Source organism: Massilia sp. 9096, assembly GCF_000745265.1.
Taxonomy (GTDB): Bacteria; Pseudomonadota; Gammaproteobacteria; order Burkholderiales; family Burkholderiaceae_D; genus Telluria.
In genome coordinates, this window is record NZ_JQNN01000001.1 from 5,036,590 (window position 1) to 5,051,244 (window position 14,655).

Genomic DNA, 14,655 nt, shown 5'->3' on the forward strand with positions numbered 1-14,655 from the left:
GGTTTCGGCCTATTCTAGTCCGGTTGACGACCTTTATTTACCTAGCATTTCGTGCAGGTCATCGCGGCGGCGACGCATCGGGCGCGGCCTTGGCCGTGCGCCGGCAGCGCTCCGAACAGTATTTGACCTGGTCCCAGTCGCGTTCCCACTTCTTGCGCCAGCTGAAGGGCAGGCCGCAGCAGGCGCACTGCTTGCTCGGCAATTCCGATTTTTTGCGCATCTTCATATGACGTCCACGTTACCCGGTTCAAAAACTGTTCAAAGTTCCCTTTTCGCTACAGCAAAAAGTCTTATTCTTGTGTAAGGTTCACAAGTCGCCATTCAATTACGACATCCGACATGACACGCGCCGCGCCGCCGCTCTACAAGCACCATGTGCTGCTGTTGTCTCATAATTTCTTCATCAAAGACAACCGCACCGAGCTGCGCCTGCATGCGCACAAGTACGACTTCGACATCCTGTGCTTCGACGAAGTCCGCGATTTCGTCGCCGCGGTCGCCGCCGTGGCCGAGGAGGGCGGCAACACCCTGTTCGTGATCGACCTCGACGCCCTGCACAACCTGCAGGCCGACATGCTGGCAGCCCGGCGCACGCTGATGCTGAGCGAGCTGCTGCAGCGCCTGCCCGCCGACCACAGCTACGTCTACCTGCAGAGCGCGCGCCAGGGCGGCCGTTTCCTGCTGCAGCAGCGCCTGGTCGACAGCCATTGCCTGGCCTACGCCGAAAAGCCGATCGCCAACGACGTGCTGGTCGACAAGCTGTTCAACCTGTTCGTGCAAAACAAGCGCGGCGACCTGGTGCGCGTGATCGGCCTGGGGGCGGCTGGCGTGGACGAGGAGGCGCTGCGCGAGCATCGCATCGAGCTCATCCATCATACCTATCCCTTAACCCTGCACCTGCGCGTCAAGGAACTCCAGCCCGACCTGGTGCTGATCTCGGACGCCGAGTACCAGCGCACCGAGGCGCTGGTGCGGGTGCTCAAGAAGAACATCGAAGCCGATCCGGTGCGCGAGATCGTCCTGCTGCAGCGCCACAGCGACGCCGACCTGATGCGGCGCGCATTGGCCAGCGGCTTCGACGCGGCGATGCCGGCCGCCGACGGCGCGCTGCTGGCGGCCCAGCTGCTCAACCGCGTCAATAAGATCCGCGTCAACCGCGACCTGATCGGCAAGGACCGCGCCACCGGCCTGCTCAACAAGGTCGGCCTGCAAAAGAAGGCGCAGGACCTGATCCGCCAGGCCGCCATCGAGGGCCGCCCGCTCGCCTTCGGCGTGGTCGACATCGACAAGTTCAAGACCATCAACGACACCTGGGGCCATCATTTCGGCGACATCGTCATCAAGCGGCTGTCGCTGACGCTGGCGTCGATGCTCGGCGAGCGCGACCTGTTGAGCCGCTTCGGCGGCGAGGAATTCGTCGTCGTGTTCTGGGACAGCACGCAGGAACAGGGCCGCCAGAAGCTCGATGCGATGCGCTGCGCGTTCGGTGCGCTGCCGTTCGAGGTCAAGCCGGGCGACGTGCGCCATTTTTCGTTCAGCGGCGGCATCGCGGGCTACCCGGCGTGCAAGACCGAAAACGAATTGTTCGTGCGCGCCGACGCCATGCTGTACGAAGCCAAGCAGGCCGGGCGCAACCGCATCTGCGGCGCACCCATCCCCTGCGACGCGCCGGTCTGCCAGGCCGACGGCTAGACTCCGGATTCGACCAATCGAAGCAGGAGGCATTCATGAGCGATCTGAACAACTTCCCCGTGGCGCATAAATGGCCGGCCAGGCATCCCGAGCGCCTGCAGCTGTACTCGATGCCGACGCCGAACGGCGTCAAGGTGGCGATCATGCTGGAAGAAATCGCCATGCCCTACGAGCCGCACCGCGTGGCGTTCGACAAGAACGAGCAGCACTCGCCCGAGTTCCTGGCGCTGAACCCGAACAACAAGATCCCGGCCATCCTCGACCCGGACGGTCCGGGCGGACAGCCGCTGCCGCTGTTCGAATCCGGCGCCATCCTGCTGTACCTGGCCGAAAAGAGCGCTCGGCTGCTGCCGCAGGATCCGGCGCGGCGCATGGCAACCATCCAGTGGCTGATGTTCGGCATCGGCGGCATCGGCCCGGCCTTCGGCCAGGTCGGCTTCTTCCACAAGTTCGCCGGCAAGGATTGGGAAGACAAGCGTCCGCGCGACCGCGCCGTCGACGAAGCCAAGCGCCTGCTGCGCGTGCTCGATGGCGTCCTGAAAGGGCGCAGCTGGATCATGGGCGACGACTACACGATCGCCGATATCGCCATCTTCCCCTGGGTGAATGGACTGGTGAACGCACTCGGCGCCGGCGAGCTGGTCGGTTTTGCCGATTTTCCCGAGGTCGATCGCGTGCTGCAGGCGTTCCTGGCGCGTCCGGCGGTGCAGCGCGGCTTGAAGGTGCCCGGCCCGAGCGACTGAAGCGCCGCAGCGGCGCAGTGGAGCACAGCCCGCGCGCACGCGTGCGTCCCGCGCGTGCGATCCGTGTTCAAATGCCGCATCCTCAATTCGGCATCGGACCCATCATGACGGACACGCTCAAGGTCGGCGACAAAGTGGAATGGCATTCTTCCCAGGGGCCGGTGCGCGGCACGATCAAGCAAAAGCTCACCAAGCCGACTCACATCAAGACGCACGAGGTCGCGGCCTCCGGCGAGCACCCGGAATACCTGGTCGTCAGCGACAAGACCGGCGCCGAAGCCGCGCACAAGGCCAGCGCGCTCAAGAAGATCTAGTTCACAGGCGTGGCGCGAGTGCCGCCGCAAAAAAATCGGTCACACTGTGCACGTTCGCTGGAATGAATTTGCGATTCGGCCAGATCAGGCTGACATCCCTCATTTCGGCTATGTAGTCGTCAAGGACGGTAACGATGCCGGGGCTGCCTGGACCGGGCAGATCGCCATCCGCACGATTGCCGGTTTGTTATCTGGCGATGCAGCATTACAATCGGCCATCTCATCCAAGGAGTTGACATGCCCGTTCGTGCCGCCGTCCTGCCCCTTATGCTCGCCCTGGCCGCCGCGCCAGCCTTTGCCGCTCAAGCGGCCGCCCAAACCGAAATCAAGATCGGCAGCGCCTCGCCACTGTCCGGTCCCGGCGCCCACCAGGGCAAGGACATTGAAAACGGCGCACGCATGGCGATCGACGACCTGAATGCAAAGGGCATCACGATCGGCGGCAAGAAGGTGCACTGGACTTTGCAGGCGGAAGACGACGGCAGCGATCCGAAGATGGGCACGGCGGTCGCGCAAAAGCTGGTCGATGCCGGCGTGGCGGGCGTGGTCGGCCACCTCAATTCGGGCACCACGGTGCCGGCCTCGAAAATCTACAACAGCGCCGGCATTCCCGAGATTTCGCCGGCTGCCACAACGCCGCTGTACACGCACCAGGGTTTCAAGACGGCGTTCCGGGTCGTCGCCAACGACGACCTGATCGGGCACGCGCTGGCGAATTATTCGATCGGCACCCTGAAAGCCAAGAAGATCGCGGTGATCGACGACCGCACCGCGTTCGGCCAGGGGCTCGCCGACGAATTCATGAAAGAGGTCAAGCGTGCCGGCGGCGCGCAGATCGTCGGCCGCGAATTCACCAACGACAAGGCGACCGATTTCAACGCCATCCTCACCAAGATCCGCGCGCGCGATCCCGACGTCGTGTTTTATGGCGGCATGGACGCCGTGGCCGGCCCCATGCTCAAGCAGATGCAGGCGCTCGGCATGCGCGCGAAAATGGTCTCCGGCGACGGCATCTGCTCGGAAAAACTGCCGCAGCTGGCCGGCGCGGCGCTCGGCAACGACAAGGTGATCTGCGTGGTCGCCGGCGGCGTCAGCGGGGCGGAAGAGGCGGGCTACGCGTCCTTCGTGCAACGCTACCGCCAGCGCTACAAGATGGAACTGCAGACTTACGCGCCCTATGCCTACGACTCGGTGATGGTGTTAGCGCAAGCGATGCAGCAGGCGCAATCGTCCGATCCGGCCAAGTTCCTGCCGGCGCTGGCGAAGGTGCATTACCAGGGCATCACCGGCGCCATCGCTTTCGATGCCAAGGGTGACCTGCAGAACGCCGCCCTGACGCTGTACACCTACCGCGACGGCAAGAAGATCAAACTGCAGGTGGTGCGCTGAGAAAAATTATTATCAAATGTGCATTAGCGTACGGACGCTGCGGTCTGTGCCGGCTTATCCTGAAATCGTCATCAAACAACACGTGAAGGAGAGCATCATGGGTAAGTATTTCCTCGGCTGGCTGCTCGGCGTTCCGGCAATCGTCCTCGTTCTGCTGTATCTGGTCTTCCATTGATTGGATCGCCGATGCGGGCCGCAAAATGAAAACGCCACCCGACGGTGGCGTTTTTGTGTTGCGGCCGCAGTTTCGCCAGCATTCCCGAATGAGTTACACTGTGGAAACATAGCGCGCTTGGACGAGCGTGGATGATGTGAAACGGGGGAATGGTGAAAAGATCAAAGCATATCGCGGCACTCATCCGGAAATGTCTCGCCGCAGCCTGTCTCTTGCCGGCCGTCGCGCATGCCGGTCTGGACGTTACGGCATTTGAAAAGCTCGTGCTCGTCCCTGTGCCGCAAGTCGACAAGGATGGCCAGCCGACCGTCAAGAATCAAGTCAAGCTGTCTCCTGGAGAAATCGTACAGCGCTTTGACGGCTTGAGCGCTGGCGCGGTGTACCACTATGATCAAGCCTTCGACTTCCGTGCTGGATCGTACTCGGGCTACAACTACTGGCGAAACGAGCTCGCAAAACTGGCAGGTTACAAGCCGACGCCATTCAAATCATTCAATGGCAACACCGAACTCCGTTACGACGCTACCGTCTGGAAAATACAGACAGGGCCGTTTTGGGAGCTGATCGATTTTTCGGATGCCGAAGGCGTGATCGGCCCCGCCGTGTGCAAGCGCGTGTATCTGGATTTCGTAAAGTACCAATCCGCGGCGGCTCAGCACCCTGACGCGTATTTTCGTTCTTCCTACCAGGACTGGATGAAAGCGTTCGCCATGTGCGCGAATGACGGCGCCATTGTCTTTCACTAGGAACGCTTGCCGGAGAGCAAAAACGCCACCCGACAGTGGCCTTTTTGTTGATGACAGCCATCGGAGGCGATGATTGCCGTGCTCAGAGGGCGTTGTAGGCACAAAAACCCCGGGCGGCGCGCGGCCGTCCAAAGCGGCTCCGGCGGACAGGCTGTTAAGATTGGCGCCAGCCTTCCAATACCCATTTGCAGGAGTCCAAAAATCCTACGTTTTTTGCTTACAACGGCGATGCGTGCGCCGAAGTCGACCATTGCTGTCGCACTCGTCGTGCTGGCCGCCCTGGCCAGTACCTTGACCTACACGACTTATCTTGTCGTCGGCGTATTGGCCGACTACCTCGGTACGGGGCGGGGCATGGCGGGATTCCTTCTTGCCGTACTGTTTGCGAGACTTCCGTGGATCACCCGGAGTGGGCCGCGCATCGTGGGGCTATTGCCCAAACCTGCCCGTCGCCCGGTCATGGCGACCGTGCTCGCACTCTGCTGCTTGCATTTTCTGTGGCACGGCGAGTATGTGCCCGCAGGGTTCACAGGGTTCGCTATGGTTTTTCTTCTTGCATACCCTCGGTTGAGGAGGACTCTCTTTGATCGGACCTTATCGTCCGTGTTTCCGTTCGCTGGCCGGAACCCGTCCAAAAGCACCGAAGACAACGTGATCGATGTTGAGTTCAAAGAAAGGAAAGACTGAAACAAAAGTAGCGTTTGAGCTAGTTTTCTCCCATGGCTGCGAAATTGCCTTGATGACGAGCGCGGTTGTGTTGACGCCTTGTGTTGCGCAGTGCTAGTTAGCGCTGAGTTTTTTTGGCCTCTGACGATGACGGTGTCGGACACTCATCATTCCAGTCGACGACTTTCATGTACTTAATTTTCTCACCGACGGTAAACACCGTGAGGCATTCATTACCGCGCTTGTAGCGCATGACGCAGCTTGAATTATCAATACTGCAAGAGTCAAATTCCTTGATATTCATTTTTGCGAGTTCATGCTCGACCCCAATGAGGGGATAGTCGTCGTGGGCATGAACGTTGATCGGCTTCCATTTGTCCTTCAGCAGTATTTTGCGAGTAACGGCAAATGAGCTGTGCTTCTGTAGCGACGCTGGGAACGCATATGCGATCGAAGGAAGGGCGAAAAAAAGTATGAGTAGTCGTTGTGCTCTAATCATTTGAGATGCCCCCTAAACGCTTGTAGTTCGACTCAAATGCGTCGAACGAGACCGAAGGCTGGTTGGGATAATACCCTGACTTTCCTTTGCCTTGCGGAAGGGATGACCACCGACGCGATGCCTTGCTCAATGCTGCGTTGATGTCGCCAGATTGAATACTGTCGATCGCCTTGATGACGCGGAGGATCTCGATAGCGATCAAATCCTGTGTTTCAGGCGTGAAATCAGTCAGTCCCATATTTCCGCCCATCTCACGCCAAGTATCGATATTTTCTTGATACATTCCTGCGGCGGTTGTTTTGCCGCCAAATCCAGGGCCGGGGTGGGTGGAGTAATCGGTAAAACGCCATGGATCGTTTTTCTTTCCCTTGACTGCTCCATATTTGAAGTCATAACCACCGCCCTCGGCCTCGGCGATAGCCTTGAGAAATGCATATATATTCGGGTTCTGAAGATATTTCCTATTTTCTGCTAATCGCCGCTCCTTGCTTAGTTTGATCCGCACCACCTTTGCTTCTGCGTCCTCGCGAGGCGTTGTTGTTCTCGTCGCGCGATGGTGCAGGACGCGTCCAGATGGAGAATTAATTGCGGCTGGCATGTTGGCCTCACAAATAGATTTCAATGGATTCAGCGCGTGCTGCTGCCGCTAGTAGATGCGTATGGCCCTTTTCGTCTGTAACTCCAAACTCGACCTTTCCGTTGGCGCGTCTTATCGCGTATTCAGTATGGCGAAGCGGTTCGCCTGTGTCGTCGTCGAGTAAAGAAAATCTGTCGTCGAACAGCGGTTCACCCGTGAATGCACTTATAGCGGCTGATTGCTTATGAGCAACTGTGCTCGCCATACTGTTGTCGCTCAGATTTTGGTATCTGATCGATTGGGAAGGCACGAGCCGAGGTGGGCTGGAGCATCCGCACATACATAGATCATTTTCTAGTGCCACTTTTTTCCCGTTCCATGTCTCGGGAATCCGCGGCTCGACGCACAAGATCTTCCCTGACGACTTACAAGCTGGACAAGAGACTGAGTCGCCCTCAAGCGCTATCGTCACACCATTGACGCTGCCGCTGCTACTTGCTGAGAGAACCGTTCCGCCGACCGTGGTCGATGCTCCAAGCGTAATTGTGTACCGCTTCATCTTGCTGCTCCTGAACGACGATCTGGTCTTTGCAGAACGCTAATTCGAATGCTCAACCCGATTGATCAAAGTAGTACTGGATCATCTCGATAATTATTGACCAGCGGCACTAAAGATGTTTGCGCAAGCGCAACGAACACGCGACATTTGCAAGTGCTCGCAATTCGCGAGCCATTGATGTCTTAAAGCATCGTATAACGGCACAAGTGCACTTGTCTGGGCAAGGTAATCGCGAGCCAATCGACGCAGGACCCAGGCACACACAGTTCTGTAACTTTGAAATGGATGCTTTTGTTCCTTCGTTCGTTTGCCTCGCTGATCGGGTACGCCGCACAGTGGTCGGCCCGGATTGCGGCAACCCGCTGCGACCGATAGTTTTTATTATGGAAAAATAACCATGAAAGCACGCGTCTATAACTGCTTAAAATGTCAAGACCAACCAGACTGTTCCGTTCAAGCCTGCCGCTTATGAATGTTTCTGGATTGCTGATGCGCTAAGTCGTGGGAATCCAAATCATTTCAACCATTGGTTGGAAGCAGCGCACATTCGGCTATATGCACATAAAGCGAATTACAAAGATGAATGGGATGTTGTTGCGTGTCGACATCCACACACTATATAATCTCGACCTACTACAGCCGATCGACGCGCAACTGCGAGTAAGGCTCGCCCCGGCTTTAATGCAATCAAAGTACAAAACCTATGACAGCAAGAGATTCCGGCCACCAAGCTATCCTCTGAGATTCCGAACGCTGATGCATTAAATCGATGCTATCGAGCGTTTATTGTAAAGCAATTGTCAATCATCCTGCCCTTGGGGGATTCGCGACTGTAGAGGTTTTTTTGATAGTCCTTCGATCCAATTTTCGAATATTCAGTCAACAGTATTGACCGAGCGCAAAGGCATGATCTATCCACGCCTCGTCAGTTCCGTCCACAGGATGTTTCCAAGATTTCGATCTCGGTTATCAATTGCTTCATCGCACACTGCTGCAAGTGGTGTGGTTGTGAGACTACACGCGAGCGATGCCGAAACTCGCAAAGCAACATCGCGTGCTGGGCGAGGGGCAGGCTGTCTAGCGCGAGAGCTTGTTTAAGGTTTGGGTAGCTAATGTCAGCACTGGCAAATGCCAACGTTTGCTCTTCATCGATTAAGAACGGCATAGAAGCCGGAAGGCCCCATTTGCCCCAACAAGAGCGCTGAGAATGCTTCAGCCATGATTGACCGGGCGGCCTCTTTTTACGATCGCCGAGCGTTTTGTGCCATCCGAAAGCATGAGCAAGCATCGTAATGCACCGGTCACTCCGTCGCCAGGAGGGGTTTCCGTTCCGCTGATAATTGTCGCAACTTGAATTTCCACCTGACGGTTTCGCTAGATCGTTAGTGCCTGTTAGCAAATATCTTACACCAGTGTACGCAGCTGATGTTTAATGCCTAGAAGAACCATTCTTGTTGAACTATCCGTAAACGCTATTAAGATACGTAAAGTCCGAAGCGCAGGCGGCACTAGACCTCGAAGTCGCTCCCAACAAAAGCAATCAACCCAAAATAGACCGGACACAAGGACTTCGCGTACTAGAAACGAAAACGCCAACCTGCATGGGTTGGCGTTCTGTAAGGGATATTCTTTGGTGGCCCGGGGCGGAATCGAACCACCGACACAAGGATTTTCAATCCTCTGCTCTACCAACTGAGCTACCAGGCCAAAGGAGGCACGATTATAGCCAGTGGTTTCCAAGCACGCAAGTCCTGAGCGGCAAATTTCGGCTGGCCGGACAGGTATAATGTTCCCCATGACGACATCGACCACCTCTACCGCATCGGTTCGCGGCGAACTCGTTCGCAGCGACATCTGTATCGTTGGCAATGGCGCGATCGCCAAGACGGCGGCGCTGGGCCTGTCCCAGGCCGGCCACAGCGTCGCCTTGCTGGTGCCGCCGGCGCGTCCCGGCCAGGACGGCGCCGCCGTCTCGAGCGGCGAGCGCCCGTGGGACACGCGCGTGTACGCGCTCAACCACACGGCGCATGCGCTGCTGTCGTCCTTGAGGGTGTGGGGCGCGCTCGACATGGGGCGCGTGGCGCCGGTCGATGCGATGGACGTGCAGGGCGATGGCGAGAACGGCGGCCGGATCGGCTTCGACGCCTTCGGCGCACACACCGGCACGCTGGCCTGGATCGTCGAAGACAGCAATTTGAACGCGGCGCTCGACGCCGCGCTGCGCTTCGCCCAGAACGTCAAGGTCGTCACCGGCCGCGCGCTGCGCCTGGAACACGCCGACGACGCCCGCATCGAGCTGGAAGAGGGCGGCGTGATCGAGGCAGAGCTGCTGATCGGCGCCGACGGGCGCGACTCCTGGGTGCGCGGCCGCTGCGACATCGGCATCGACTACCGCTCGTACCACCAGCGCGCCATCGTCGCCAACTTCGAGTGCGAAAAGCCGCACCACAACGTCGCCTACCAGTGGTTCACCTGCAAGGAAGGCATCGTCGCCTTGCTGCCGCTGCCGGGCAAGCGCGTGTCGCTGGTGTGGTCGGCGCCGGATACGCTGGCCGACACCATCATGAACGAGTCGCTGGGCGAGCTGGCGATCCGCCTGGGCGAGCACGCCGACGCCAAGCTCGGCCTGCTCAAGCCGCTGCAACCCGAAGCCGTCCAGGCCCTGCCGCTGGCGCTGGTGCGTCCGCATGCGGTCACCGCGCCGCACGTCGTGCTGATCGGCGACGCCGCCCACGTCGTGCATCCGCTGGCCGGCCACGGCATGAACCTGGGCTTCGCCGACATCGTCGACTTGTTGAAAGTGCTGGGTGCGCGCGAAGCGCACCAGGGCGTCGGCGACGCGCGCGTGCTGGCGCGTTACGCGCGCACGCGCAAGGAAGATGTGTTGCTGATGCAACTGGCGACCGACGGGCTCGAACGTTTGTTCGGCGCCAATCTCGAACCGCTGCGCGTGGTGCGCAATTTGGGATTAAACTTGCTGGATAAATTGCCGCTGGTCAAGCGCCGGCTGATTGCCCACGCCATGGGCAAGTAATCATCACTGAGGAAACGTATTCATGTTCAAAACCAAGCTCGCCGTGCTGTTGGCGACCGGCCTGATCACGTCCTGCGTCGGCGCGCAGAACTCGGTCGAAGCCAATATCAAGAAGGCGATCGAGCCACGCCTGGGCGGCGCCAAGATCGAATCGATCAAGGAAACACCGTACGGCGGCCTGTATGAGCTGCGCGTTGCCGGCGACATCATGTACACCGACAAGACCGGCCAATACCTGGTCATCGGCCACGTCTACGATGCCAAGACCACGCGCGACCTGACCCGCGACCGCATCGACGACATCAACAAGATCAAGTTCTCCGACCTGCCGGTCAATGAGGCGATCAAGCAGGTCAAGGGCGACGGCAAGCGCGTCATCGCCGTGTTCGAGGATCCGAACTGCGGCTACTGCAAGAAGCTGCGCAAGGAAACGCTGAGCCACCTGGACAACGTCACCGTGTACACCTTCATGTACAACATCCTGGCGCCGGACTCGTTCGACAAGTCGCGCAACATCTGGTGCTCGCCGGACCGGGCCAAGGCCTGGGACGAGTGGATGATCAACGGTAAGCCGGCAGCGAGCGCCAAGGCCGACTGCCAGGCGCCGAACGACCAGGTGCTGGCGCTGGGCCAGAAGCTGCGCATCAACGGCACGCCGGCGATCTTCTTCGCCGACGGCAGCCGCATTCCGGGCGCGGTCGACTTGCCGACGCTGGAGAAGAAGCTGGAAACGGTCAAGCAATAACACTGTCGAGTCGTCACTGGCGGCCCCGGGCCCGTGCACACGGACCCGGGGCCGTCACGCATAAAAATAAAGAATCCAACTAGGAATTGTCATGGTTACACTCAACATCAACGGGCGCGACGTCCAGGTCGACGCCGATCCCTCCACGCCCGTGCTCTGGGCGCTGCGCGACAACCTGAACATGACCGGCACCAAGTTCGGCTGCGGCGCGGCCCTGTGCGGCGCCTGCACCGTGCACCTGAACGGTCAACCCATCCGCTCCTGCGTGACGCCGATCTCCGCCGTCGCCGGCCAGAAGATCACCACCATCGAGGCGATGGAAAGCGACAAGGTCGGCAAGGCGGTGCAGGACGCCTGGGTCAAGCACGACGTGCCGCAGTGCGGCTACTGCCAGAGCGGCCAGGTGATGAGCGCTGTCGCGCTGGTGCGGGTGAACAAGGCGCCGACCGACGCCGACATCGACAACGCCATGAGCGGCAATATCTGCCGCTGCGGCACCTACCAACGCATGCGCGCCGCCATCAAGGACGCCGCCAAGACGCTGGCGTAAGGAGGCCGCATGAAACCACAATGGATGCACAATAGCGCGCTGCAGGGTGCGGGCACGGCCGCGGTCAAGGCCGGCGTCAGTTCGCGCCGCGGCTTTTTGAAGGCCGGGGCAGCGGCCACCGGCGGCCTGGTGCTGGGCTTCATGCTGCCCAGCGGCGGGCGCATGGCGCACGCTGCGGAAGCGAAGCCGCAAGGCTATGCGCCGAACGCCTTCCTGCGGGTGGCGCCGGACAACACCGTCACCGTGATCGTCAACCGCCTCGAATTCGGCCAGGGCGTGCACACCGCGCTGCCGATGGTGATCGCCGACGAGCTCGACGCCGACTGGGCGCAGATACGCGCCGAGCTGGCCCCGGCCGGCGATGCGTACAAGGATCCGGCCTTCGGCATGCAGATCACCGGCGGCTCGGGCACCATCGCCCACTCGTTTACGCAATACCGCGAAATCGGCGCGCGCGCCCGCGCGATGCTGGTGTCGGCCGCCGCCCAGCAGTGGAACGTGCGTCCGGACGCGTGCCGCACCGCCAAGGGCATGGTCTACGGCCCGGCCGGCCAGAAGGCCAGCTATGGTGCGCTCGCCGACGCGGCGATGAAGCTGCCGGCGCCGGAGCAGGTCGCGCTGAAGGACCCGAAGCAGTTCAAGTTCATCGGCAAGCCGACCCGGCGCCTCGATGCGCGCGCCAAGTCGAGCGGCCACCAGCAGTTCGGCATCGACTTCAAGCCGCCTGGTGCCAAATTGATGGTCGCCGTGGTGGCGCACGCGCCGGTGTTCGGCGCCAAGGTGGCGAAGGTCGACGCATCGAAGGCGAAGGCGGTGCGCGGCGTGATCGACGTGCTGGAGATCCCGCTCGACCGCGGCGGCCGCGGCGTGGCCGTGATCGCCGACGGCTACTGGCCGGCCAGGCAGGCGCGCGACCTGCTGGCGATCGAATGGCATACCGAAGGCCTGGGCAAGACCAGCAGCGAGACCCAGCTGATCGAGTTCACCGAGCTGTCCAAGAAGCCCGGCGCCATTGCGAAAACCGCCGAGACGCCGTCGCGCGGCAGCGCCGCCAGGACCATTTCGGCGGTGTACGAATTCCCCTACCTGGCGCACGCGCCGATGGAACCGATCAACTGCACCGTCGACCTGAAGGATGACAGCTGCACGCTGTGGGTCGGCACGCAGTTCCAGACCGGCGACCGCGCCGCCGCCGCGGCCACCGCCGGCCTCGCGCCCGAGCAGGTCACCTTGCATACCCTGATGGCGGGCGGCGGCTTCGGCCGGCGCGGGGTGCCGAGCTCGGACTTCGTGGTCGAGGCGGTCAACATCGCCAAGGCTTGCAAGGCGGCCGGTCATGCGGGTCCGGTCAAGATGATCTGGAGCCGCGAGGACGACATCAAGGGCGGCTACTACCGTCCGTCGCACGTGCACCGCGCCGACATCGCCCTCGATGCTCGAGGCAACATCGTCGCCTGGGACCACGTGGTGGTCGGCCAGTCGATCGCGCAGGGCACGTCGTTCGAGGGCTTCATGATCCAGAAGGGCGTCGACAGCACCATGGTCGAAGGCCTGGGCGAGCCCTACGACGTGCCGATGAACCTGTCGGCCCACATGGCCCAGGCCAACGTGCCGGTGCTGTGGTGGCGCTCGGTCGGCTCGACCCACACCGCGTTCGTGATGGAGACGCTGATCGACGAAGCCGCTCATGCCGCCGGCATGGACCCGGTCGCCTACCGCAAGAAGCTGATCGACCCGGCCAGGCACCCGCGCCAGATCGCCGCGCTCGACCTGGCGGTGGCCAAGTCCGGCTACGGCAAGAAGACGCTGCCGAAGGGCCATGCCTGGGGCGTGGCCGTGCACGAATCGTTCAACACCGTGGTCGCCTACGTGGTCGAAGCCTCGATCCAGGACGGTACGCCGAAGCTGCACAAGGCGACCGCCGGCGTGCACTGCAATCTGGCGGTCAACCCGCTTACCGTCGAAGCGCAGATCCAGGGCGCGGCGCTGATGGGCCTGGGGCTCACGCTGCCGGGCGCGCGCATCACGCTCAAGGACGGCGTGGTCGAGCAGCAGAACTTCAGCGACTACCAGGTCGCGCGCATGCTCGACATGCCGCAGATCGAGGTGCACATCGTCCCGTCGACCGAAGCCCCGACCGGCCTGGGCGAACCGGGCCTGCCGCCGCTGGCGCCGGCTTTTGCCAACGCGCTGTTCAAGCTGAACGGCAAGCGCCAGCGCAAGCTGCCGTTCGAGACGGCGGCGGCGTGACCATGCGGGGCGCCACGGTCGGCATCCTGATGGCGGCGGGCCGTGGACGCCGCTTCGATCCGCAGGGGCTGCGCAACAAGTTGCTGCAACCGCTGCCCGGCGGTGACGACGCGGTCGTGGTGGCCAGCGCGCGCAAACTCCTGGCGGTGCTGCCGCGCGTGGTGGCGGTGGTGCCGCCCGACGATGGCGGCGTCGGCACGCTGCTGGCGTCGCTGGGCTGTACGGTCACGGTCTGCCCGGACGCCGACAGCGGCATGGCGGCTTCGCTGACCCATGCGATCCGCCATTCACTGGACGTATTCGCCCCGGTCGACGCCTGGCTGGTGGCGCTCGGCGACATGCCGCGCGTGGCGCCGTCCACCTTGCAGTCTCTGGTCGACGCATTGCAGCAAGGCGTGCCCATCGTCGCCCCGGCGCTGGCGGGCAAGCGCGGCAACCCGGTCGGCTTCGGCCGCGCGCACCTGGACGCCTTGCTGGCGCTGCGCGGCGAGGAGGGCGCGCGGCGCCTGCTCAAGACCTTCCCGGTCACCGAAGTCGCTGTCGACGACGCCGGCATCTTCCTCGACGTCGACACGCCGGCCGATCTCTGAGTCGCCACTGAGTCGCCACTGAGTCGGCACCGAGTCGGCACTGAACCGGCGCCAGGCGTTGCTCTGCCGTCGCTTCGGCGGTTTGAACTCCCTCTCTCCGAAGAATCCGATTACACTTAGCCCAAT

15 protein-coding genes and 1 tRNA gene are annotated in these 14,655 nt (G+C 61.3%); 11 read left to right on the forward strand and 5 right to left on the reverse strand.

Annotated features, from left to right (window positions below; genetic code table 11):
• Positions 1 to 58: 58 nt before the first annotated feature.
• Entirely contained in the window at positions 59 to 226 is a 168-nt protein-coding gene (locus FA90_RS25930) for a DUF2256 domain-containing protein (RefSeq protein WP_081933985.1), read from the reverse strand.
• Positions 227 to 339: 113 nt separating this feature from the next.
• On the opposite strand from FA90_RS25930, the gene FA90_RS21920 reads away from it, so the two are divergent.
• From FA90_RS21920 to FA90_RS21945, 6 genes are all read left to right on the forward strand, one after another.
• Positions 340 to 1,692 carry a diguanylate cyclase gene (locus FA90_RS21920; protein ID WP_051971999.1) on the forward strand — a complete coding sequence of 451 codons (1,353 nt, stop codon included), beginning with the start codon at positions 340 to 342 and terminating at the stop codon, positions 1,690 to 1,692.
• Between the two features lie 35 nt (positions 1,693 to 1,727).
• Positions 1,728 to 2,435, forward strand: a complete 708-nt coding sequence (locus FA90_RS21925) for a glutathione binding-like protein (protein ID WP_036172554.1) — start codon at positions 1,728 to 1,730, stop codon at positions 2,433 to 2,435.
• Between the two features lie 104 nt (positions 2,436 to 2,539).
• Positions 2,540 to 2,749, forward strand: coding sequence for a DUF2945 domain-containing protein (locus FA90_RS21930; RefSeq protein ID WP_036176720.1), 210 nt, complete (start codon positions 2,540 to 2,542; stop codon positions 2,747 to 2,749).
• A gap of 237 nt (positions 2,750 to 2,986) precedes the next feature.
• Positions 2,987 to 4,138 (forward strand): branched-chain amino acid ABC transporter substrate-binding protein, encoded by a 1,152-nt coding sequence (locus tag FA90_RS21935; protein WP_036172556.1) that lies wholly within the window; start codon positions 2,987 to 2,989, stop codon positions 4,136 to 4,138.
• Positions 4,139 to 4,525: 387 nt separating this feature from the next.
• A complete protein-coding gene (locus FA90_RS25265) occupies positions 4,526 to 5,059 on the forward strand; it encodes a hypothetical protein (protein WP_156116802.1) in 534 nt (177 codons plus the stop codon).
• A gap of 228 nt (positions 5,060 to 5,287) precedes the next feature.
• Positions 5,288 to 5,746 carry a hypothetical protein gene (locus FA90_RS21945; protein WP_036172558.1) on the forward strand — a complete coding sequence of 153 codons (459 nt, stop codon included), beginning with the start codon at positions 5,288 to 5,290 and terminating at the stop codon, positions 5,744 to 5,746.
• A 97-nt stretch (positions 5,747 to 5,843) separates the two neighbouring features.
• Here the strand turns inward: FA90_RS21945 and FA90_RS26675 are convergent, their stop codons facing one another.
• The 4 genes from FA90_RS26675 to FA90_RS21955 form a co-directional block, all read right to left on the reverse strand.
• The gene (locus FA90_RS26675) at positions 5,844 to 6,224 is read right to left on the reverse strand and encodes a hypothetical protein (protein ID WP_051972001.1); all 381 of its coding nucleotides are present in this window, start codon (positions 6,222 to 6,224) and stop codon (positions 5,844 to 5,846) included.
• On the reverse strand, positions 6,217 to 6,822 hold the full coding sequence (locus FA90_RS25935) for a glycoside hydrolase family protein (RefSeq protein ID WP_239700901.1): 606 nt from the start codon (positions 6,820 to 6,822) through the stop codon (positions 6,217 to 6,219). Before FA90_RS25935 ends, FA90_RS26675 begins: the two co-directional genes overlap by 8 nt.
• Before the next feature lie 7 nt (positions 6,823 to 6,829).
• Complete coding sequence (locus tag FA90_RS27410) at positions 6,830 to 7,360, reverse strand: PAAR domain-containing protein (RefSeq protein WP_239700903.1); 531 nt, start codon at positions 7,358 to 7,360, stop codon at positions 6,830 to 6,832.
• Between the two features lie 1,631 nt (positions 7,361 to 8,991).
• Positions 8,992 to 9,067 (reverse strand) — tRNA-Phe (locus FA90_RS21955).
• An 88-nt stretch (positions 9,068 to 9,155) separates the two neighbouring features.
• Here FA90_RS21955 and FA90_RS21960 point away from each other — a divergent pair.
• From FA90_RS21960 to FA90_RS21980, 5 genes are all read left to right on the forward strand, one after another.
• Positions 9,156 to 10,394, forward strand: coding sequence for an FAD-dependent monooxygenase (locus FA90_RS21960; RefSeq protein ID WP_036172560.1), 1,239 nt, complete (start codon positions 9,156 to 9,158; stop codon positions 10,392 to 10,394).
• Between the two features lie 22 nt (positions 10,395 to 10,416).
• Positions 10,417 to 11,139, forward strand: a complete 723-nt coding sequence (locus FA90_RS21965; protein WP_036172562.1) for a DsbC family protein — start codon at positions 10,417 to 10,419, stop codon at positions 11,137 to 11,139.
• Between the two features lie 91 nt (positions 11,140 to 11,230).
• Positions 11,231 to 11,689 (forward strand): (2Fe-2S)-binding protein, encoded by a 459-nt coding sequence (locus FA90_RS21970; protein WP_036172564.1) that lies wholly within the window; start codon positions 11,231 to 11,233, stop codon positions 11,687 to 11,689.
• 9 nt (positions 11,690 to 11,698) lie between these two features.
• Positions 11,699 to 13,939 (forward strand): xanthine dehydrogenase family protein molybdopterin-binding subunit, encoded by a 2,241-nt coding sequence (locus tag FA90_RS21975; protein WP_036172566.1) that lies wholly within the window; start codon positions 11,699 to 11,701, stop codon positions 13,937 to 13,939.
• A gap of 2 nt (positions 13,940 to 13,941) precedes the next feature.
• Positions 13,942 to 14,529 carry an NTP transferase domain-containing protein gene (locus tag FA90_RS21980; RefSeq protein WP_036172567.1) on the forward strand — a complete coding sequence of 196 codons (588 nt, stop codon included), beginning with the start codon at positions 13,942 to 13,944 and terminating at the stop codon, positions 14,527 to 14,529.
• Positions 14,530 to 14,655 lie beyond the last annotated feature (126 nt).

Bases quoted from the DNA above. Each gene is read 5' to 3' on its own strand.
- FA90_RS25930 (WP_081933985.1), bottom strand. From the start codon at position 226: ATGAAGATGCGCAAAAAATCGGAATTGCCGAGCAAGCAGTGCGCCTGC.
- FA90_RS21920 (WP_051971999.1), top strand. From the start codon at position 340: ATGACACGCGCCGCGCCGCCGCTCTACAAGCACCATGTGCTGCTGTTG.
- FA90_RS21925 (WP_036172554.1), top strand. From the start codon at position 1,728: ATGAGCGATCTGAACAACTTCCCCGTGGCGCATAAATGGCCGGCCAGG.
- FA90_RS21930 (WP_036176720.1), top strand. From the start codon at position 2,540: ATGACGGACACGCTCAAGGTCGGCGACAAAGTGGAATGGCATTCTTCC.
- FA90_RS21935 (WP_036172556.1), top strand. From the start codon at position 2,987: ATGCCCGTTCGTGCCGCCGTCCTGCCCCTTATGCTCGCCCTGGCCGCC.
- FA90_RS21945 (WP_036172558.1), top strand. From the start codon at position 5,288: ATGCGTGCGCCGAAGTCGACCATTGCTGTCGCACTCGTCGTGCTGGCC.
- FA90_RS26675 (WP_051972001.1), bottom strand. From the start codon at position 6,224: ATGATTAGAGCACAACGACTACTCATACTTTTTTTCGCCCTTCCTTCG.
- FA90_RS25935 (WP_239700901.1), bottom strand. From the start codon at position 6,822: ATGCCAGCCGCAATTAATTCTCCATCTGGACGCGTCCTGCACCATCGC.
- FA90_RS27410 (WP_239700903.1), bottom strand. From the start codon at position 7,360: ATGAAGCGGTACACAATTACGCTTGGAGCATCGACCACGGTCGGCGGA.
- FA90_RS21960 (WP_036172560.1), top strand. From the start codon at position 9,156: ATGACGACATCGACCACCTCTACCGCATCGGTTCGCGGCGAACTCGTT.
- FA90_RS21965 (WP_036172562.1), top strand. From the start codon at position 10,417: ATGTTCAAAACCAAGCTCGCCGTGCTGTTGGCGACCGGCCTGATCACG.
- FA90_RS21970 (WP_036172564.1), top strand. From the start codon at position 11,231: ATGGTTACACTCAACATCAACGGGCGCGACGTCCAGGTCGACGCCGAT.
- FA90_RS21975 (WP_036172566.1), top strand. From the start codon at position 11,699: ATGAAACCACAATGGATGCACAATAGCGCGCTGCAGGGTGCGGGCACG.
- FA90_RS21980 (WP_036172567.1), top strand. From the start codon at position 13,942: ATGCGGGGCGCCACGGTCGGCATCCTGATGGCGGCGGGCCGTGGACGC.